This window comes from Shewanella sp. SR44-3, from assembly GCF_014163735.1.
Classification (GTDB): Bacteria; Pseudomonadota; Gammaproteobacteria; order Enterobacterales; family Shewanellaceae; genus Shewanella.
Genome location: NZ_JACJDV010000007.1, coordinates 85,731 through 105,153 on the forward strand (window position 1 = coordinate 85,731; position 19,423 = coordinate 105,153).

Here is a 19,423-nt window from a genome sequence, read left to right on the forward strand (position 1 = left end):
CACTCCTAGATTCTTAAAGACAAAATTTTATATTTATTAGATAATGTTAGCATTTGGCGGCTAACGCCAAGAGAACCACCTTAAGGTCGCAATCCTTACACTGATTGACTCAACAACTTGTTTCAAAAGGTTGCTTCAAGATATCGCCTATATTGGGTTATCCTGATGCGGCAACGAGTTGGTTCATTATAGTCGAGTAACGTGTTTGCACCTGAGTCTGAGTACATTTTTGCGGCAAGAGGATGCGTGTTGATACACCTTAGAATATCGCCGCCTTTTGTAACCAAAGACTTAGCGTTGCAACAGACCTACGAACTGGCCAGAAAACTCTTAAAAACTGCTAAAAAACACAGTTTACATGAAAGTTACTCTGATACCAGTAAAAAGATAAGTTAACCCAGCGGATCCCACTTGTGATTGTATTTAGATACCTGATAGCTGAAGTTTTAAAGGCGCAATTTGCAGTACTTTTAGTGCTGTTAACTATTTTTATTAGCCAACAATTTGTTCGTGTATTAGCTGACGCCTCAAATGGTGAGTTTCCTGCTACATTAGTCCTGACTTTATTGGGATTAAACCTGCCGCAATTAACCTTACTCATACTGCCATTAAGTTTCTTTTTGGGAATTTTATTGGCTCACGGCCGCATGTACGCCGAAAATGAAATGGTGGTACTTCACAGTGTTGGAGTAAGCGAGTGGTATGTCGCCCGAGTGACATTATTACTGGCGCTTGCAAACCTAGTGTTTACTTGCGTGTTATCCATGTACGTGAGTCCATGGGCGGAAGAAAGACAAAATCAAGTATTAGAAAAAGCGCAGGCTGAAGCTGGGCTTGCAGCATTGGTGCAAGGGCGGTTTCAGGCAAGTCCCAATGGCCGCGCGGTATTGTTTGTTGAAAAAATAAGTAAAGACAACCAATTAAGGAAAGTTTTCGTTGCTCAGTTACCAGAGCCTGGTGATAAAGAAGGCATGAGCAATGTGGTTGTAGCGCAAAAAGGGCGAGTGATTGAAGACAGCATAGGTAGCCAGCAGTTGCAACTTGAGCGTGGCGTGCGCTACCAAGGTAGCCCCCAAGGGCTGGCCTATCAAGTCATAGAGTTCGGCGGTTACCGAATGGAAATTAAAGAGCAAGAGGTTGATGAACGCCGGCGTAAGCTATCGGCACTGTCGATGGAGCAATTGAATGACACCCAAGGCCCAGAGGCAGCGGCTGAGTTTCAATGGCGCTTTGCTATTCCGTTATCTATTCCACTACTTACGTTAATTGCGGTGCCCCTTGCTAGAGTTAATGTGCGCCAAGGTAAGTTTGCTAAGGTTTTCCCCGCGATTTTACTCTATTTGGGCTATTTTGGCTTAATGATAGCAGGGCGCAAAGCATTGGAGGATGAGGTGATTCCTCAGTACTTGGGTATGTGGTGGATCCACTGCTCGGCCCTGTTGATGGGGATATTCTTATTGGGTAAAGAGCGGCCATTATTTTCAAGGCTCTCTGTGTCGCTAAAAAAGAATAAGGTATCTGCATAATGATTTTAGATTTGTATATTGCTAGGGCTATTTTAGCGAGCTCATCCCTGTGTTTGCTTATTCTTACAGGCTTATCAGGCATTATTAAATGGGTTGATCAGTTAAGGCTTGTGGGGCGCGGCGCTTATACCATGCTTGATGCAGGTATTTATGTGTTGTTTCTTATTCCTCGAGATATTGAAATGTTCTTTCCCATGGCGGTGCTTTTAGGGGCTTTAATCGGCATGGGCATGTTGGCCTCAAATTCTGAATTGGTGGTCATGCAAGCTTCTGGCATGTCACGATTGCAGATAAGCATGTCGGCGATGAAAACCGCTGTGCCGTTAATGATCTTGGTGATGTTGCTCGGTGAATGGGGCGCCCCCGTTGCCGAACGCAGTGCTAAAGAACTGCAAGCGGTTAAGTTGTCTGGTGGCAGTTTGATTAAATCTCACCGAGGGATTTGGGCTAAAGACGGTGACTTATTTGTTAATATTGGTGAAGTCGAAACCGTTGAATCTTTAAAAAATATCACCTTGTATGAGTTTAATGGCGAGATGAAGTTGGTTAAGGTGACACATGCGGAACAAGCTGAATTTAAAAATAATTTGTGGCAGTTGCAGCAAGTAAAAATCACAGGGTTTAGCGATGATAAAATTACTTTAGTTGAACAAGCGCTGCAGAGTTGGGACTCAAGCTTAACCCCAGATAAACTTGGGGTGGTATCGGTTAAACCTGAGGCGCTATCGATTCAAGGTTTGCTGGATTATTTAGATTATTTAGAAGTGAATCAACAAGACCCTAGTCGCTACAATTTGGCCTTATGGCGTAAGATCATGCAGCCGGTCACTATTGCTGTGATGATGCTAGTGGCGTTATCTTTTGTATTTGGTCCCTTACGCACAGTGACAATGGGCGCTCGAGTATTATTAGGCGTGGTGGCTGGGTTTAGTTTTTATATTTGCAATCAAATCTTCGGCCCTATGAGCATAGTGTATGAGCTACCCGCAGTGGTTGGCGCTATGGCACCGAGTTTGCTATTTACCGTTGCAGCCGTCTATTACATACGAAAATAATTTATCACCGAACCTAGAGATTAAAAAAGACAGCTTAGGCTGTCTTTTTTATGGGTAACGCGTCAGTACTTCACGGCGTTAAAGTGGTTGTAAACCATAAGGCATTTCTTTAAATACTTTAGGATTGTTAAGATAGGTAGGAGCATCGTGCACGCCGCGCCAATCTAATAGCATTATCGATAAGGTGTTTCTGTGCTCACCGCTGATAAGGTCGGTATTGCCTCTAGGGGAAGGAACCATACCATGCTCTCTATTGATATAAGCTTGAATGGTTTGGCGAGCCTTGAACACTATTGGATCGTCTTCCAATCCCGCAAGTAAAAAATTAATGCCCACTTCAGCGACCACATCCTTAGTCGAATGCTCGGCAATGTAGTCAAAATTCTTGCGATAATAGTCATAAATCCACTGAAAATCTTTCTCGGCAACGGGTTTTTTGTAGTATTCAGAGGCCGCAAAGATGATGTGAGTCATGCCATAAATTTTATTACTATATTGCTTTTTAGACAGTTTTTTATCCTTGCTATCAGGATAAGTCTTTCTAAACTTCTTAATAAAATCATCGACCACATCTTGTTCGCCCATTTGTCGCAACCAATACACTTGGTTGGCAAGTTGGGCTGCCCAGGCTCTGATCATATTTTTGTCAGTGGCATACTTTTTAAAATCATAGCTGCGTAAGATTTCACGGAACTTCGCATCATTTTTGTGCTTTAAACCGTATTCATTGGCACGAGCTAATGGGCTGAGTAAGTCTAAGGCAACGAACAGATACTCAGGCATTTTTTTCGTGACCTTGTATCTTAATTTGCCACGTTTCCCTCGCTTACCATAAACCGCTTCGTAACCCCCGATGCGCTTGTCGATATACTTTTGAATTTGTTCTGGGCTGCTCACTTCAGCGGCAAATTTATCTAAGCGAGTCGTCAAACGTGCCATGTCCATCCATACTGACATGGCGTATTTAGGATCTAAAGTTTGACGGTACATTCTTAAGCCGTAATGGCCAATCACATAGGCAGGGAAAGAATACAGCTTGGGCTCATAAGTGTTACGAATAAGCTCAGCATCTGCAATAAAACTGGCTTCAATAGCGGCTTTATCAAGTGGCTGAGTCTTGATTTGTTCTTGCTGACTAACTGCTGTAGTTGGCTCTTTGGCATGCCCCGATAGGGGGATGACTAAGCTTAAGCCAAGTACAAGGGAAAACAACGGCTTCATAGTACTCCTTGTGTGCCCATGGGGGCTAATGGGTTTCCTGTGGTGCATGACTACGGGAAACGTAAAGTTGTAAAGTTTAGGATATAGATCACACTACTATGCGCTATTTTAAATCATTAAGCAGCTAGGGGCAGAAAATATACTTGGGTGATCTTAGATATATTGACTAGGCTAAATATTCATGCGTCTCAAGTGATCCTACGCAGTATTAACCGTAGTAAATATTGATAGGCATAGCTTAACTACCACGGCTTGATAATGAATGACATTAATTGGAAAAATAGATATGGCAATTTCAATTACCGCAGAAGAAAAACAGATTTTGGCTGGGGTCATTATTCCTCCAAGACCTCAAGCTTTGTTAGATATTGCCAGAGAAGCCAAGCAGGAATACCCAGATGTGCGAAAAATTGCTAAGGCGATTTCACAAGACGTGGGAATTTCTGCGGCTATGTTACAAGTGGTTAATTCGGTCGCATTTAGGCGAAACAGTGAAATATCTTCAATTCATCAAGCCGTGATGACTTTGGGGATAAAAAAAGTATTCCCTTTGGTTAAAGCCGTTGCGCTTAAGGGGGCGTTACCTGAAAATCCAGTACTTAACAAATTTTGGCAATCCTCAGCGCTAGTAGCTAGCGCCTGTACCTTATACGCAAGCCTTTTAGATAAACCAAGCCTTAGTGACAATGCTTACATGTTGGGGTTATTTCATAATGCTGGGGTTCCTGTGATGCTCCAGGCTTTTACAGGATATCAAGGGGTGTTGGCACTGGGGATGAATCAAGGTTGGGAAAACATTACCGCCATGGAGTTTCATGAATATAAAACCACCCATACCACACTTGGAGCCTTATTAGCCCAACAATGGGAGCTGCCAAAACCTATGGTCGAAGTGATCTATTATTTACATGATACTGATGGGATTTTTACTTCTGGTGAATTATCGGATATTTCGCTTTATCTACTAGCCATTGTTAAATTGGCGCGCTCATCGGTTGATGGTTTATTGTGCGGTGAGTATGACTCACAAGAATGGCTTAAGGTACAAGATCCCTTAATGTCGTTTTTAAACATAGATGAGGTCCAGCTTGATGAACTGCGTTTAGCGGTTGCTGAAAAACTGTCGGAGCATTAAGTATACCGTTAAGCTTTAGGTGTTCAGCTAAAGCTTAACTGCATATATTGGCAAACGAGTGCTCAATCAGGGTTACTTAAGCTCCATGCCAGTTGCGCATTTGGTTTTCTTCTATGCTCAACACTACGACTTCAGAGCGAGTTAGGCTGTCTTGCAGTGCTAGCTTATCTGGATTAATTAAAATCCACAGATTACCAATCCCTAATAATGACCACACCACTCGGGCGCAGGCGGTAATAAAACTTAAGTTTTGCCCGTTAGGGTGCTGGACCTTAAGACGCCAAGCGCGCATTCCTAACGTCTGACCTCCACGGCTCCAAAAAATGGCATAAAAACCTCCCACACAGAGTACAAGCCATAGCTGATACAAGCCGTGGTAGATTGGTGTCGCATTCAATAAGTCTGAGATATGCTCATGACCAGCCATAGAGATCATGCCGCTTGTGGTGAGCAGCAAAAATAGCCCAAAACCTAGGGCGCCAGCGCACATGTACACTGCGACGGCGAGCAATAAGTCATACACCGCAGCACCAAGGCGGCGCATAAAGCTGGCTCTAGGTGCATTGGCGTGTTCTGGCGTTATCATGGTTATTCATCCTCATCACGGACAAAATGAATATTACTAAAACCAAAGCGAATGAACTCAGTTTTACGATAGTCTTTCTCAGCTTTGGCCCCTTTACGAGACGTCATGGCTATTTGCTGTTCCATGGCGAGAAAGCCTTTAAGATCTATGCCTTCAGCTTCTGCAACCGCTTCGTACAAGTCATGGTGCTTGTCATAGCTAAATGCCATGGTCTTGGTTTTACCTTTAAAGATGTATGAAACTGTGCGTGCCATTGTGGCTCCTAACTAATTACGGACTCAGGGCCTAAGAGGCCGAGAGTTCACTTCTGAAAATAAAAAATACCGCCCCTAATATGCACAAACCAGCCCAAAGGTAATCAAGCTTTAGCGGCTCTTTAAGGTACCAAACGGCAAAGGGGACGAATAAACTTAAGGTGATGACTTCTTGTAAAATTTTAAGTTGACCCACATTCATCACTGTATAGCCAATGCGATTGGCAGGGACTTGTAATAGGTATTCAAAAAAGGCAATTCCCCAGCTCACCAAGGCGGCAATAATCCAAGGTTTAGAATTAAGGGTTTTTAAATGCCCGTACCAAGCAAAGGTCATAAAAATATTGCTTAAACAAAGTAACCCTATGGTCGTCAACGTAGGATTCATAGTCGGTACTCTTTTACTGTGTCTAATGACAAACTCATGGGACAAGCATCTTTTGGGTAGCTCATGAGTTGAGCGTCCCTTAAAGTATTACTGCGGGTTTGTTTGTGAGCTAAAAGAGTCTGGGTTTGCTGTGGGCTAAAGCCATGCCTGCGCCAATAATGTTGGGCGCCTTGCACTGCAACTAAGCAAATACTGTCTAGGGCTAGCTGATGGGCTGCATCAATTAATGCATTAAGCACTCGCTCTCCTATGCCTAACCCTTGGGCGCTGGGTAGCAATGCGATGTCGTGTAAATAGAGGCAATCGGTTTCGTCTAGCCCACAGAGTTGCTTATTTAGGGCGATACTGAGGCCTTTCTTCCAAGGATGGGCAAGGCAATAGCCAATCAGTAAGTTTTTATGGGTGATGGCAAAGCAGGTATTTGCGCCAAGTTGCACTTTATTTTGCAATACAGCTAAAGACTCTGGCTCCAGCTCAGTATAGCACTGAGCTTGAATGGCTAAGATTTCAGGCCAGTCATTGAGTTTGATTGGACGCAGTTGTATCGGCACGTGAACCACAGTCTTGTTAATATAAAGGCGCTATTATAACCAAAGCTTACACACCAAGATACCTCTGGTTCCTATGAGCTTTAAGGTTTCTTCAAGTAGGGGATGGATTTCAATTTAGGGGCAAAGGGGCTAAGGTGTCGCCAGGGTATATTTATCGATAATTTGTTGTAACTCACCGCTGTCTTTGAGGGTTTGAATCGCCTGATTAATAGCAGGAAGCAACGCGATATGTTCTTTTCTTAAACGGATCACTAAATCGCCACTGGAATGCACTGCAGCAAGACTAATGGGTAAGTTGAGCTCTTTCGCCCAATAAAGTGCAGGGTAATCCCCTGAGATAGCCGCTTCAATTCGACCTTTATGTAAGGCTAGGATCAGTTCACGCTCAGACTTAAAATCCACTCGAGTAAATTCATTGTCATCATGGTAGAGGTAACCGCGCACAGTACCTATGTTACGGCCTTTTATTTGGCTTAATCTTTGCCAACGCTGCTGATTTTTTTCCAGCACCACAATGTTCTCCATAATGGGCATGATAGGATTTGAGGCAACAAAGGTATCGGCTAATTGTTTCTCTTCAAACCAGCTAGGGCTGACCACGTCAAAATCGAGAAAGCCTTTTTCTAAAGCTTGATTGGTACGCTTAGGCGGGAAGTTATGTTTGCGAGATTTAATGTTTGCCAGAGCCAATATTTTGGGGATTATTTCTCCTAATACTCCCGGTGCTTCAGGTGTTTGGGCTATGTAATAGGGGTACCAGCTATTGGAGGCATTAACGTTGTAATTTAGTATAACTTCAGCGTCGGGCATGGCGGCCTTAGCCGCCAGTGGAGTCGCGGTTAAGAGCGAGAAGATGCACCAAGAGATAACTAATAAAGGCCTAAAACTCAGCAAGATAATTACTCTAAATAATAAAACAATGAATTAAAGGTATATCAGATACCAGTGGAAAATCAAAGCCTTGTTCAGGTTCAAATAAAAAATATCAGTTTAAGATTAATTTATGAGTAAGCATAATTTAATTAAATTATTACCAGGCTTTAAGATGTAAGCCTTGTGATGCTTGATAAGTGTGGTCTTTTTGTTACCTTGGCTTAGGATCAATCCTTGAGCAAGAGCCTGCTCTGCAAGTGTATTTTCATCCCCTCTGAGATACAAGCTAATCGGCTTGATAAGTTCGCCATTGGCAAGGTGCTCAGTAAGCTCTTTGGCATTGATAATCAGGCTAGATTGGCCTTGGCCATCGAGCTTGAGCTTGGTATCAATCTGTGACTCGGTAATCACCAACCAACCTAAGGCTTTCATGGCTTCTATAAGTTGTAATAGTGCATTACCTAAGCCTTGAGTATTGCTGGTGGCCACTTGATATTGACGCACAATGCGGCTGAATAAATTGGGCAGCTGCGCGCCTGCGCCTTGGCTTCTGGCTGCGCGGATCCATTGGGTGAGATCCTCGGCCACAAGCTTTGAGAAACGCTTCTCTTTTAGGGACTCCACCATCCAGTTACACAGAAAATGGCTTTCTTGTGCAGGGGTGCGCTTGGCTTTATGTTGTGAAGCCGAGTTCGCCAATGCCTCAAGCCCAGCCTGAGCTAAAGCCAGCATCGCTTGATTGTAAGTTTGAGATTGCACTGTTGTTTCAGGTAGCGCTTGGGTTTCAGATGGCATAGTCACTCCGCCGCGAAGAAAAGGGAAAAGTTGCGGCGAAGTGATTGTATCAAGAAGCGAAATAAAGCGTGACAGTTTTTCCTATCTGGCCGTTATTTCTTTAATAATTCTGCGGCAGTCAAGATAAGCTCTGGCGCGGGTCTGACTCTAAAATTAGGATTAACGTATTGAAAATGCACTAAACCACTTTTATCCATTAAATACACCGCAGGTACTGGCAGCACTAAGCGCTTGTCACCTTCAGGGGTTAGCCATAACGGATTGGTGAGTTTCATTTTCTGGGTGTATCTTTGGCTGACCTCTTGGCTGGTAAAATACGCTAAACCAAAGGCTTGTGATGCCAGCATATCCGCATCAGATAACAGCAAATAATCCAACTTATTATCTCTCACAGAGGTCTTTAATTGCGCTGGGGTATCTGGTGAAATCCCCACTAACTGAAAGCCCATGTCGATAAGCTTAGGTTCAATGGCTTTCAATTGGCCCATTTGAGTATTGCAAAATGGGCACCAGCCGCCGCGATAGAAAAAGAAAATAGTCGGTTTTTGGCCAACAAGCTCAGTTAAATTAACCGCTGCGCCATCAAGATCTTTAAGTGTCACCTCGGGCAACACTTGGCCATTCATCAAGGGCATGACAGATAGCTCACCCATGGCTATGGGTTTGGCACTTAAATTTACACTTAACAGAGTACAAACAGTGCCTAGGGTGAGGGCGCGTAATAACGATTTCATCTAGCAATGACCTTAGTTTGAAGAATTGGAGTTGAATGAGACCCGTACACTTCAATTTGTTATGAAAAACACGGTGGAAGGCAATAAAAAAGGCGCCCGAGGCGCCTTGTTGGTATTTAAGCTAAGTGCTCACCCAAAGGGAGGTTACTTAATTTTTTTGTACTTCACTGCGCTGGTAGGTTTACCCACTTTGACGCGGCGACCTTGCATGTTTTTCTCGCCCACAACTTGAGCGCCGACGTTATCGCTGCGCTCTTGCTTTTTAGCAAAGCTGCGACGCTTCTCTATGGTTTTAAGCAGTAGCTCGCGGCTGCTGACTTCATAACCTGGCACGGTAATACGGCGAATTTTCTGGCCGATAAGCTTTTCTATGTCGGCAAGGGTGCGCTCTTCTTCGCGGCTGACAAATGAGATGGCAACCCCTGTTTTACCCGCGCGGCCGGTACGGCCAATACGGTGTACGTAATCTTCAGCAAGGAAGGGTAAGTCATAGTTGACTACGTATTCTAGGTTTTGAATGTCTAGACCACGGGCGGCAACTTCGGTTGCCACTAAGACCCGTACCTTGCCTTCGATGAATTCACGTAGGGCGCGGCGGCGGCTGCCTTGGGCTTTCTCGCCATGCACCACGGCAGAGGGAATGCCATCTAAGTTAAGCTCTGTGACTAATTTGTCTGCATCGGCGCGGGTGGCGGTAAATACCAAAACTTGTTGCCAATTTTTGGTGCCAATAAGTTCTGACAATAATTCGCGCTTACGGCGCTGCTCAACCGGGTACACCACTTGGCTTACGGTGGCCGCTGTGGTGTTTTGCTTGTCGGCACTGATAATTTTTGGCTTGTCTAGCATATCGTTAGCCAGTTTTTTAACTGAGCTTGAGAAGGTGGCCGAGAATAATAGATTCTGTCTCTTTTTATTCACAGCTTGAAGAATTTTTTGGATATCTGTGCTGAAACCCATATCGAGCATGCGGTCAGCTTCATCGAGCACTAAAAACTCGACATTAGACAAACTTAAGTTACAGGCCACTATGTGTTCGAGTAATCGACCTGGGGTTGCCACTATGATGTCGGCGCCTTGCTTAAGCTTTTGCGCTTGGGTGGCCATTTTCATGCCGCCATATATGGTGAGCACGCTGATGTTCATGTGCTTACTGTAGGCGGTAATGTTATCGGCAACTTGGGCGGCGAGCTCGCGAGTTGGGGTTAAAATGAGTACGCGAGCATTAGAGTTTTGCACCGTCATGGGCCTTTCATGCATTTTTTGCAGAATAGGTAGGGCGAATGCAGCCGTTTTGCCTGTGCCGGTTTGGGCGCTGGCTAATACGTCTTCACCGCGGCGGATCGCTGGAATCGCTTGTTGCTGCACTGGCGTCATATTCTGATAACCGCACTCAGCGATCGCGCGTAAAATTTCTGGGGCGAAGCTAAAAGATTCGAATTTCATCTTGTGGGTCCTGTATGTACGTCAAATGGAGCAAAAGGTCGAGGGCTATTTCTCGAATATATCTGTTTCGAATGTGCGGTCTCGAATATGCCAGCCAACAGAGTAAATCAAGATGGCTGTTAATCTGGCTAATCTCTGCTTTGGGTCAAGATAACGGCCCCAAGCAGTGCCGCAATTTGTTGCAGTTAAGCGGCGGCGGAGTATAGCAAAGTTTTAGCCTGAGTCAGAGCTTATTTTAACAGCAAAGGCAGGCTAATGAAGTGTTTAGCCGATTATGCTAGCGGGGCGGGGAATTAAAGGGCAACAAAAGCGCTTAAACAACACACCAAAGGAATGAATTCCTCTGGCATGAAGTCATTGATAACTCACTGTCAAATCGCTTTAGTTACCCGTTTTAGCCAGTCAAGTTCAGCGCCTTGCATCAAGGGTGCTAAGGTGGTGAACACTTGGCTGTGATAGTTATTGAGCCAGTTGAGCTCAAACTCTGTCAGCAGGGTTTTATCAATTAAGCGCACATCAATAGGAATTAAGGTTAAAGCATCAAATTGATACATCTCACGCTCGGCTCCCTTAAGAGCTTCACAGGGAATGATGGCCACTAAGTTTTCGATGCGAATACCAAACTCGTTAGCGCGGTAATAGCCGGGCTCATTGGAGAGCACCATACCTGGCAATAAGGCCACGTTATTGACATTTTTACCTATGCGCTGGGGGCCTTCGTGAACATTTAAAAAATGCCCAACCCCGTGGCCTGTACCGTGGTCGTAATCAAACCCGTGCTGCCATAGGTATTGACGCGCCAAGGCATCTAGCTGCTGACCGCTAGTGCCTTTAGGGAAGCGGGCGGTATCTAAGGCAATATGGCCTTTAAGCACTAAGGTCACCATTTTACGCTGCTCGTCAGTAACCTTGCCGATAGCGATAGTGCGGGTCACATCCGTGGTGCCATCTAAGTACTGGGCGCCAGAATCCACTAGGTAGATGCTGTCCATGGTCATTGTTGCTGGGGTGCCATCCGCGTGGTTGTAGTGACACATGGCAGCATTAGCACCTGTGGCTGAAATGGTATCAAAGCTTGGCTCACGATAAAGCGGGTCTTCTAGGCGAAAACTCTCTAATTTGTCCGCCAGCACGGCTTCATCATATAACTGATGGTTAGCGACCTCGGCATCCAGCCAAGCTAAAAAGCGGCTAACCGCAACCCCATCACGCACATGACTTGCGCGCATGCCAGCAAGCTCAGCGCTGTTTTTCTGCGCCTTAGGCAAGGCGACAGGGTCAAGGCCTGCAATTAATTTAGCGCCACCCTTGAGGGCTAGACGTTGAGACCAAGCATTGGCAGAGTTAGGATCGGCAAGTAACTTAACGCCGTTTAAATCACTTAATGCTTGGGCAAGCTCTGTTTCAGGCCTAAAAATAACGCCAGCACCCACATGCTCATGTATACCTTCTGGCAACTTGTCTAAATCGACAAATACACTCATATCGCCGTTGCTTGCAAGTAAAGCGCAGCCTAAAGTGACGGGTAAGCGCGGCACATCACCGCCGCGAATATTAAGCAGCCAGCAAAACGAATCTAGCGCCGAAATCAGCGCCACATCGGCGCCTTGTTTTTTAACGAGTTGACCTACCTGCAGACGTTTTTCAACACTGTCTCTGCCAGCGCCTTGATGGCTAAACAAGGTTATCATGGCTTTAGAAGGTGCGGGTCTGTCATGCCAGTTGTCATCCACAGGATTACTTGCTAATTCCACTAGGCTCATTTGATGCTTTTCAAGCAAGGCTTTGGCGTTATCAAACCAAGCTAGCGTGTGCAAACGGCTGTCTATAGCAATTTTGGCACCTGGGCTTAAGGTATCGATTAACCACTGAATTTGCGGTGTGTCGGTAAGGCTTAAATATTCATATAAGCTGGCATCCACTTGTTTGGGGACTTGCACTGTATAACGGCCGTCGGTAAAAATAGCGGCTTTGCCCGCAACTACGTTATCCGTTAGTACTATGGCCATGCCGGCAGAGCCGGTGAAATTAGTGGCCCAGTACAGGCGCTCATTCCGTTCTGGCACGTATTCGCCAAGGTATTCATCGGCACGGGGAATAATAAAGGCATCGACTTGGGCTGATTTGAGTTGGCGACGTATGGCGCTTAAGCGCTCGGCGATCACTTGGCTAGCTGGGTTTGGCATGCTGACTCCATGGAAGGCGACGAATGAATGGGCTCTCTATTGTTAACTTATTTAACCTTGCTCGAGTAGATTGAGGCGAAAGATTAACGGGTATTGACCCTGCAACAATGCTTACTGACTGTTATTGCGTAAATGGTAACGTGATATTGTATACAATACCAAAATAATTCATTCAAATTAATGCAGGGAGAAACTATGACAATCGGTGTCGGTGGCGTGAGCCAGCAAGCAGCATTAGCCAAACTGGCTGATATGACGCAAGATATAGCGCCAGTCACGCAAGCGGAGTTTTTACAGCGTATCGCACGGGCGCAGCAACTCATGCAGCAGCAGGGCCTTGGGGCGATTTATGTTAATGCTGGCACTAATTTATATTACTTTACCGGTACTCGATGGTTTTCTAGTGAACGTCTAGTGGGGGCAATTATTCCAGCCAAAGGCGAGGTTCAATATGTCGCCCCCGCGTTTGAGCTTGATACCTTGCAAGGTTATATGACCATAAAAGGCCCTGTTCACACTTGGCATGAAGATCAAAGCCCCTATGAGCTGGTGGCAAAGATTGTTGGCCAAATACCGCTTGAAACAGCACAGACAGAGCAAAGCGTGAATGCTCAATTTAAACTCGGCATGGATGAATCGACACCTTTCTTTATCACAGATGGCATAGCTCAAGCCTTGCCAGCGGCTCAATGCGTTAGCGCTAAGGCCGTCACTGCAGGCTGTCGAATGATAAAATCAGCCACCGAAATAGCGCTAATGCAGCGGGCCATGGACATGACCCTTGAGGTGCATAAGGCTGCGGCTAGCATCTTGGTTGAGGGAATAACTACTGCTGAGGTTGAAGATTTTATCGACCGCGCTCATTACGCGGTCGGCGCGCCTAAAGGCTCGTATTTTTGCATAGTACTCTTTGGTGAAGACACGGCTTACCCTCATGGGGTTAAGTCGCCCAAATCACTTGAGCGTAATGACACAGTATTGATAGACACAGGTTGTCAATTACAAGGTTATAACTCAGATATTACCCGCACTTATGTGTTTGGTGACGCAAGTCCTCGTCAGCGCCAGCTGTGGCAATTAGAGCAAGCGGCTCAGCTGGCCGCCTTCGATGCAGCGCAATTGGGTGCATCTTGCGCGTCAGTGGATTTAGCAGCGCGAAAAGTATTAGAAACCGCAGGCTTTGGCCCAGGATATGCGGTGCCAGGGCTGCCCCACAGGACGGGGCATGGCATAGGCTTAGACATCCATGAATGGCCTTACTTGGTACTCAATGACTTGACGCCACTGGCGATGGGTATGTGTTTTAGTAACGAGCCCATGCTGTGCGTACCGGGTGAATTTGGCATTCGTCACGAAGATCATTTCTACATGACAGGCACTGGCCCTAAGTGGTTCACAGAGCCTGCTCACTTAATAGACGACCCTTTCGACTTAGCTTGCTAGTACCGCTTTGAATTGCTCACAGCGCTAATAGCAGAAACGCAAAAGCCTCCATCTGGAGGCTTTTTTAATGAAGAGTTTAATCGTTAACCATTATGACTAACTCACTACCTATAAAGATTTTAGTTGTTAACACGTACAAGCAATAATATTAGCTTAGCCCACTGTCCCATCATGGCATTTGTTTGCCGACACGCGTTAATATGTCCCTATAGCTCTCTTCGACGTCCTGTCTCAGAAGGTCGTCTCACAAGCTACCCTGATGCGACTATTAAATTTTGTGCAGTTTTTAAGATTTTAAAAAATCAAAATCAAAATCAAAATCAAAATCAAATTCAAAGCATGGATGGATAATTGGCTTTCACTTTATTATAAAAAGTTGTTCAAGAATGCTTTTTCTAGTTGTTTCATCCACTTTCTTCAGAGCTTCGAATGCTTCTTGAATCGTTGGCTAGCAGTGTCAACAATTGTGTGAAATGAATAAGTGCTAAGTGACTTATCGCACAGACAAAATTGATGGATTATCCGTTCCAACCCGCACATTTAGTCAATTAAAAAGCCTCCAGCGGTGACTGGAGGCTTTCATCTAATAATAGAGCAGACTCTTAGTTAATCTTAAGTAGCTCTACATCAAAAATCAGCACTGAGCCGCCGGTAATTTTACCCATCGAGCGATTGCCATAGGCGAGGGTGCTTGGGATAAAGAAGCGCCCAGTTTTTCAGGAGAGTTGTCGCCAACACTCATGAGTTGCAGCCCTTAGATCCAACCTGCGATGACTTGGTTAACGTTTAATGTTTACGCTTCTATCATTGTTAACTAGTTAATCTTAAGTAGCTCTACATCAAAAATCAGCACTGAGCCACCCTCAATTTTGCCCGTTGAGCGATTGCCATAGGCGAGTTGGCTTGGGATAAAGAAGCGCCCAGTTTTTCAGGAGAGTTGTCGCCTACACTCATGAGTTGTAGCCCTTCAGTCCAACCTTTGATCACTTGATTAAGAGGGAAGGCAATACTTTCGCCGCGATCCACTGAGCTGTCAAACACTGTGCCATCAACTAAAGTGCTGTTGTAATAACAACTACAGTTTAATTTAACTGATTAGTTATTTGGTTATAAACAGTTTTTTAAAGGGCATGCCAGAATTGTTTTACAGTGGCTAATGCACTGTCTACTACATTAGACCATGCTTCTGGAGATGAAAAAATCCAAGCAAGGACAGCTACTACAGCACCAGTATAAAAATTGCCTACAATTCCGGAGGTTCCACTATTATGCCATGAACATAAGCGTGAAAATTTTCCTTCAAACTTTGTTTTTTTAGCAAAATTAATCATTTCTTGAGCTAACGATTGTTGGATTCTTTCAATTTCTTCATCAGCATTAGCTTGATACGCTATTGTTAAGAGACTGTCAGCTTGAGTTTTATATTTTTTAATTTCGTGTGGTTGTAATTTTAGCTTAACAAATTGTTCTGCGTCTTCACCTTTCAAAATCCATAAACGCTTTTCATGTTTATAAATGCAATACGCAATCATGCCCGTAAAGTCATTTTGATTTTTTACAAGCTTTTCATATACCTGATTGTATTCCTTACTCACTGAATACCTTCTTAGAATGCTCTTGGTTGTATTCATTAACAGCAAATTTCATTAATTTATTATGCCGAGATGATGTAATGCGTCCTGTTACAGTCACTGCTAATGCTGAAGGCTCAAGGCATTTCTCAAGCCGTTCTTGAACTCTCTGTGCTCTACTCTTGCTTTTAAACATAGAAAACATAGTCGTTACCTTTAGTCTCGTGTCATTCTGCTTGCATCATGTTGGCAAAATTGACATTGAAAATCATCTTCAATGTAACAACCCATAAGTGATTCTTCATCGACAAAACCATTTCCTGTGCATGTGTCTTCACCAAACACACCTTCACATGGAACACTAAAAATTGGCTTTATGCAGTGTTCATAAACGTATATTTGGCCGCCTTTCAGTTGCGATATATCACCACCATGTCCGAGTAAAAACTTAGCAACACCTATTGCCGCATCTAAATTTGATCTGGATTGTGCAACTGCTTCGGCTAAATGCCTGTGTTCATTTTGAATTACAAATTCTAATATCTCTAAATCCATGATGTATACCTTCCCTTGTGTTTTAGTGAGTATAACTGTGTGATAAGTAAACTGAAATGTTTTTTAGAGTGTAAGTTGCGATTAGCTAGCGGCTTATAGCTGTTAGAAAGGATGTCGAAATTTGTTAACAACTGTTTGGACTTATAAGCCTCCAAAAATGGAGGCTTTCATCTATAAAACAGACATTTAGTTGATCTTAAGTAGTTCTACATCAAATATCAACACTGAACCGCCTGAGATTTTACCGGTTGAACGATTACCGTAGGCAAGTTGGCTTGGAATAAAGAAGCGGAATTTGTCACCTACACTCATCAATTGCAGCCCTTCAGTCCAACCTTTGATCACTTGGTTTAGTGGGAAGGCAATACTTTCACCGCGCTCCACTGAACTGTCAAACACAGTGCCATCAATCAAGGTGCCGTGATAATGCACTGTGACGGTATCGCTGGCTTTAGGCTTGATAGCCTCTTGGGTGTCAGCAGTGTCGGCCTGGGTGAGTACCATAAACTGCAGCCCAGAAAGGGTTGTGAATACCCCTTCTTTATTGGCATTGTCGGCGAGAAAGACTTTACCCGCTTCTATGTTAGCGGCGGCGAGCTTTTGATTATTGGCATTGCTGTAAAAATAAAAAATCACGCAGGCAATCACTATTGCGGCGAGTAATACTTTCATTTGGACCTCATTGGGATGGTAGATGTTGTATTCATTAAAGGATGTTAACGCTTGCTGGCATGTTACCCATAGTTGCTCAGCGGGTAAAGTGCTGCTGGTTTTTATGGGGTTGCGCGACTCGATGACGTTATTCTCTTAACTTATTCCCTCAACTCATTCTCGTAAGAATTCGGCGTGGATCTCAAGTTGAACGTCATTGCCGACGATGGGGATGTAACTTGCCATATCAAAGTCGGCGCGTTTGATGCTGCCATAAGCACTAAAGCCTAAGGTGTATTTACCCGTCATCCAATTATCGGCGCCGCCATGAAAGCGGGCGTTAAAGCTGACTGGCCTCGTTATGCCATGCAGGGTGAGCTTGCCATGAAACACAAACTCCCCATTATCACTGGCGCTTACCGACTCGCTGATAAAATAGGCTTTAGGAAATTGCTCACTGTCAAACCAAGTGCTGTTTTGCAGGGTTTGCTCAAGTTTTAGGTTATTCACATCGATGGAGGCTATGTCCACTTCGGCTTCAAGTTTGGCGGCCGCCATATTATCGGGCGTGAAGTCTAAATTGGCGTTTAATTGATTAAAGCGCCCAACATAAGTCGACAAACCTAAATGTTCGATTTTAAATACTAATGAAGCATGATTTGGGTCAAGCTTATATTGCCCAGGCTTAAGCGCTGCAAGCTCTGGGGTAACTTTGGGAGCAATTAAGCTGATGCAGCCACTTAGGGGCAAAATTAAGGGCAAACACAACAGCAAAGGCCAACAGAGTTTGCCGCCGCCCAGTCGCGATGACATGCTAGCTAGTAATTTGATAAACATAGATAAGTTCCAGTAATGCTGATAACCAATAAGACAATTGCTAGCATAAAGTAAAACTTAGTGTCTGTCGCTGACTTAAGTCCTGCTATAATCGCCGCTGCAGCGCACTTTTGCCCTATTTATTTCGTTTATTTCAATAATTGAGACCCAACATGCCTTTTTCAACACTTGGATTGAGCCAACCCATTTTATTAGCCTTAGATGAGTTAGGTTATCAAACGCCGACTCCTATTCAGGAAAAGGCCATTCCGGTGATCTTAAAAGGCCACAACCTAATTGCCGCAGCGCAAACCGGCACAGGTAAAACGGCAAGTTTTGTGCTGCCTTTGCTTGAGCTGATAAATAGCACCAGCCTAGATAACACTGTCAAAGTACGGCCTAAGCGTATTCGGGCGCTTATTTTAACCCCAACCCGCGAGCTTGCAGTGCAGGTTGCTGATAATATTGAAAAGTACAGTAAACACCTTTCCCTAACATCCCTTGCTATCTATGGTGGCGTAGATGCTGCGCCCCATAAACAGCGTTTAATCGATGGGGTAGATATACTGGTGGCAACGCCAGGGCGTTTGCTGGACATGTATACCCAAAGGGCAGTGCATTTTGATGAGCTGACTCACCTTGTGTTAGATGAAGCCGACAGAATGCTCGACATGGGCTTTATTGAAGACATCAATAAAATCATCGATAAATTGCCTCAAGAAAGGCAAAACCTGCTGTTTTCAGCCACCTTGTCACCTCAGGTGCGTTTTCTTGCTAAAACTGCGGTTCAGCATGCCAAAGAAATCTCTATTTCGGCCAAGGTAGGCAAGCCTAAGATTGAGCAGTGGCTCACGGCGGTAGATAAAGACAAGAAGTCGGCGCTAATCAGCCAACTTATCAAAGAAAATGATTGGCCACAGGCACTGATATTTATCGAAACCAAACATGGTGCAGCCAAGCTTGTAAGCCAACTTGAAAAGCGTGATATTCAAGCTGAAGCCATCCACAGTGGCCGCAGCCAAGCCTCTCGTGAGCAAGTGTTAGCCGACTTTAAAAGCGGCAAAGTGCGATATCTTGTGGCGACAGGTATCGCCTCTCGCGGTTTAGATATTGATGATTTAGCTAGGGTGGTCAATTACGATTTGCCCTTCCCGCCAGAAGATTATGTTCACCGCATTGGCCGAACCGGTCGTGCAGGTGCCCAGGGTGAAGCTATTAGCTTTGTCTCTAGAGATGATTTTAAAAATCTTTGCGCCATTGAGCGTTTATTGGGTCATGAGATAGAGCGCAGAGTCATCGCAGGTTTTGAGCCGAGCAAGCCACTGCCAACATCAGATTTAAGTTTCGTGCCCGCTCAAAAACGTGATGGCTATCAGGAGCGCACGAGCGAGCGACACACGACTAAAGCTCGCACGCCAGTGAAAAACAAAGCGCCAAGACGCTCAAACTCAGGTGCATTCTCAAGCGCCGCGAGTAATAAGCCCGTCAATCAAGATATTTGGGGTACAAGAAAAAACAACCAAGATAAAGGCTAATGGGGATATGCACACATTGCCTTTATGGAAACATCATTGAATACAATAAGGCCTAGCTCAATGCTAGGCCTTATTACTGAGATCATCGACGACTGCACAGGT

The 19,423-nt window shown here is 44.6% G+C and carries 19 protein-coding genes and 2 pseudogenes; 5 read left to right on the plus strand and 16 right to left on the minus strand.

Annotated features, from left to right (window positions below):
• Positions 1-413 precede the first annotated feature (413 nt).
• The gene (gene lptF, locus H5073_RS06100) at positions 414-1,526 is read left to right on the plus strand and encodes an LPS export ABC transporter permease LptF (RefSeq protein WP_182677980.1); all 1,113 of its coding nucleotides are present in this window, start codon (positions 414-416) and stop codon (positions 1,524-1,526) included.
• On the plus strand, positions 1,523-2,581 hold the full coding sequence (lptG, locus tag H5073_RS06105) for an LPS export ABC transporter permease LptG (protein ID WP_182678127.1): 1,059 nt from the start codon (positions 1,523-1,525) through the stop codon (positions 2,579-2,581). Before lptF ends, lptG begins: the two co-directional genes overlap by 4 nt.
• Before the next feature lie 78 nt (positions 2,582-2,659).
• On the opposite strand, the gene H5073_RS06110 is transcribed toward lptG, so the two are convergent.
• Entirely contained in the window at positions 2,660-3,802 is a 1,143-nt protein-coding gene (locus H5073_RS06110) for a DUF3541 domain-containing protein (RefSeq protein WP_182677982.1), read from the minus strand.
• Between the two features lie 286 nt (positions 3,803-4,088).
• On the opposite strand from H5073_RS06110, the gene H5073_RS06115 reads away from it, so the two are divergent.
• Positions 4,089-4,937: an HDOD domain-containing protein gene (locus H5073_RS06115; RefSeq protein WP_182677984.1), complete on the plus strand. Its 849-nt coding sequence runs from the start codon at positions 4,089-4,091 to the stop codon at positions 4,935-4,937.
• A 76-nt stretch (positions 4,938-5,013) separates the two neighbouring features.
• Here H5073_RS06115 and H5073_RS06120 read toward each other — a convergent pair whose 3' ends face one another.
• The 9 genes from H5073_RS06120 to H5073_RS06160 form a co-directional block, all read right to left on the minus strand.
• Complete coding sequence (locus tag H5073_RS06120; protein ID WP_182677986.1) at positions 5,014-5,523, minus strand: RDD family protein; 510 nt, start codon at positions 5,521-5,523, stop codon at positions 5,014-5,016.
• A 2-nt stretch (positions 5,524-5,525) separates the two neighbouring features.
• Positions 5,526-5,777 (minus strand): DUF2960 domain-containing protein, encoded by a 252-nt coding sequence (locus tag H5073_RS06125; RefSeq protein ID WP_182677988.1) that lies wholly within the window; start codon positions 5,775-5,777, stop codon positions 5,526-5,528.
• A 31-nt stretch (positions 5,778-5,808) separates the two neighbouring features.
• Entirely contained in the window at positions 5,809-6,165 is a 357-nt protein-coding gene (locus tag H5073_RS06130) for a DMT family protein (RefSeq protein ID WP_182677990.1), read from the minus strand.
• The gene (locus H5073_RS06135; protein WP_310734231.1) at positions 6,162-6,716 is read right to left on the minus strand and encodes a GNAT family N-acetyltransferase; all 555 of its coding nucleotides are present in this window, start codon (positions 6,714-6,716) and stop codon (positions 6,162-6,164) included. The genes H5073_RS06130 and H5073_RS06135 overlap by 4 nt, the downstream gene beginning before the upstream one ends.
• Before the next feature lie 129 nt (positions 6,717-6,845).
• The gene (locus H5073_RS06140) at positions 6,846-7,610 is read right to left on the minus strand and encodes a transporter substrate-binding domain-containing protein (protein ID WP_310734232.1); all 765 of its coding nucleotides are present in this window, start codon (positions 7,608-7,610) and stop codon (positions 6,846-6,848) included.
• A gap of 102 nt (positions 7,611-7,712) precedes the next feature.
• Positions 7,713-8,348, minus strand: a complete 636-nt coding sequence (locus H5073_RS06145) for a DUF2913 family protein (RefSeq protein ID WP_182678133.1) — start codon at positions 8,346-8,348, stop codon at positions 7,713-7,715.
• Between the two features lie 128 nt (positions 8,349-8,476).
• Entirely contained in the window at positions 8,477-9,118 is a 642-nt protein-coding gene (locus tag H5073_RS06150) for a peroxiredoxin-like family protein (RefSeq protein ID WP_182677992.1), read from the minus strand.
• Between the two features lie 144 nt (positions 9,119-9,262).
• Positions 9,263-10,564: a DEAD/DEAH box helicase gene (locus H5073_RS06155; RefSeq protein WP_182677994.1), complete on the minus strand. Its 1,302-nt coding sequence runs from the start codon at positions 10,562-10,564 to the stop codon at positions 9,263-9,265.
• 371 nt (positions 10,565-10,935) lie between these two features.
• Positions 10,936-12,750, minus strand: a complete 1,815-nt coding sequence (locus tag H5073_RS06160; RefSeq protein ID WP_182677995.1) for an aminopeptidase P family protein — start codon at positions 12,748-12,750, stop codon at positions 10,936-10,938.
• A gap of 195 nt (positions 12,751-12,945) precedes the next feature.
• On the opposite strand from H5073_RS06160, the gene H5073_RS06165 reads away from it, so the two are divergent.
• Positions 12,946-14,193 (plus strand): Xaa-Pro peptidase family protein, encoded by a 1,248-nt coding sequence (locus H5073_RS06165; protein ID WP_182677997.1) that lies wholly within the window; start codon positions 12,946-12,948, stop codon positions 14,191-14,193.
• A 602-nt stretch (positions 14,194-14,795) separates the two neighbouring features.
• Here H5073_RS06165 and H5073_RS18600 read toward each other — a convergent pair.
• The 6 genes and pseudogenes from H5073_RS18600 to H5073_RS06195 form a co-directional block, all read right to left on the minus strand.
• A pseudogene (locus tag H5073_RS18600) lies at positions 14,796-14,977 on the minus strand (FKBP-type peptidyl-prolyl cis-trans isomerase); the annotation flags it as partial.
• 30 nt (positions 14,978-15,007) lie between these two features.
• Positions 15,008-15,264: pseudogene (locus H5073_RS06175) on the minus strand (FKBP-type peptidyl-prolyl cis-trans isomerase); the annotation flags it as partial.
• Positions 15,265-15,314: 50 nt separating this feature from the next.
• Complete coding sequence (locus H5073_RS06180) at positions 15,315-15,788, minus strand: hypothetical protein (RefSeq protein WP_182677999.1); 474 nt, start codon at positions 15,786-15,788, stop codon at positions 15,315-15,317.
• A 192-nt stretch (positions 15,789-15,980) separates the two neighbouring features.
• The gene (locus tag H5073_RS06185; protein WP_182678001.1) at positions 15,981-16,319 is read right to left on the minus strand and encodes a hypothetical protein; all 339 of its coding nucleotides are present in this window, start codon (positions 16,317-16,319) and stop codon (positions 15,981-15,983) included.
• Positions 16,320-16,505: 186 nt separating this feature from the next.
• Positions 16,506-16,991, minus strand: a complete 486-nt coding sequence (locus tag H5073_RS06190) for an FKBP-type peptidyl-prolyl cis-trans isomerase (RefSeq protein WP_182678003.1) — start codon at positions 16,989-16,991, stop codon at positions 16,506-16,508.
• A 153-nt stretch (positions 16,992-17,144) separates the two neighbouring features.
• On the minus strand, positions 17,145-17,807 hold the full coding sequence (locus H5073_RS06195) for a YceI family protein (RefSeq protein WP_182678006.1): 663 nt from the start codon (positions 17,805-17,807) through the stop codon (positions 17,145-17,147).
• A gap of 152 nt (positions 17,808-17,959) precedes the next feature.
• Here H5073_RS06195 and H5073_RS06200 point away from each other — a divergent pair, with 152 nt between their 5' ends.
• Positions 17,960-19,321 carry a DEAD/DEAH box helicase gene (locus H5073_RS06200; protein WP_182678008.1) on the plus strand — a complete coding sequence of 454 codons (1,362 nt, stop codon included), beginning with the start codon at positions 17,960-17,962 and terminating at the stop codon, positions 19,319-19,321.
• Positions 19,322-19,423 lie beyond the last annotated feature (102 nt).

Coding starts and splice junctions, on each gene's coding strand:
- H5073_RS06110 (WP_182677982.1), bottom strand. CDS start 3,802: ATGAAGCCGTTGTTTTCCCTTGTACTTGGCTTAAGCTTAGTCATCCCC.
- H5073_RS06115 (WP_182677984.1), top strand. CDS start 4,089: ATGGCAATTTCAATTACCGCAGAAGAAAAACAGATTTTGGCTGGGGTC.
- H5073_RS06120 (WP_182677986.1), bottom strand. CDS start 5,523: ATGATAACGCCAGAACACGCCAATGCACCTAGAGCCAGCTTTATGCGC.
- H5073_RS06125 (WP_182677988.1), bottom strand. CDS start 5,777: ATGGCACGCACAGTTTCATACATCTTTAAAGGTAAAACCAAGACCATG.
- H5073_RS06130 (WP_182677990.1), bottom strand. CDS start 6,165: ATGAATCCTACGTTGACGACCATAGGGTTACTTTGTTTAAGCAATATT.
- H5073_RS06150 (WP_182677992.1), bottom strand. CDS start 9,118: ATGAAATCGTTATTACGCGCCCTCACCCTAGGCACTGTTTGTACTCTG.
- H5073_RS06155 (WP_182677994.1), bottom strand. CDS start 10,564: ATGAAATTCGAATCTTTTAGCTTCGCCCCAGAAATTTTACGCGCGATC.
- H5073_RS06160 (WP_182677995.1), bottom strand. CDS start 12,750: ATGCCAAACCCAGCTAGCCAAGTGATCGCCGAGCGCTTAAGCGCCATA.
- H5073_RS06165 (WP_182677997.1), top strand. CDS start 12,946: ATGACAATCGGTGTCGGTGGCGTGAGCCAGCAAGCAGCATTAGCCAAA.
- H5073_RS06185 (WP_182678001.1), bottom strand. CDS start 16,319: ATGGATTTAGAGATATTAGAATTTGTAATTCAAAATGAACACAGGCAT.
- H5073_RS06190 (WP_182678003.1), bottom strand. CDS start 16,991: ATGAAAGTATTACTCGCCGCAATAGTGATTGCCTGCGTGATTTTTTAT.
- H5073_RS06195 (WP_182678006.1), bottom strand. CDS start 17,807: ATGTTTATCAAATTACTAGCTAGCATGTCATCGCGACTGGGCGGCGGC.
- H5073_RS06200 (WP_182678008.1), top strand. CDS start 17,960: ATGCCTTTTTCAACACTTGGATTGAGCCAACCCATTTTATTAGCCTTA.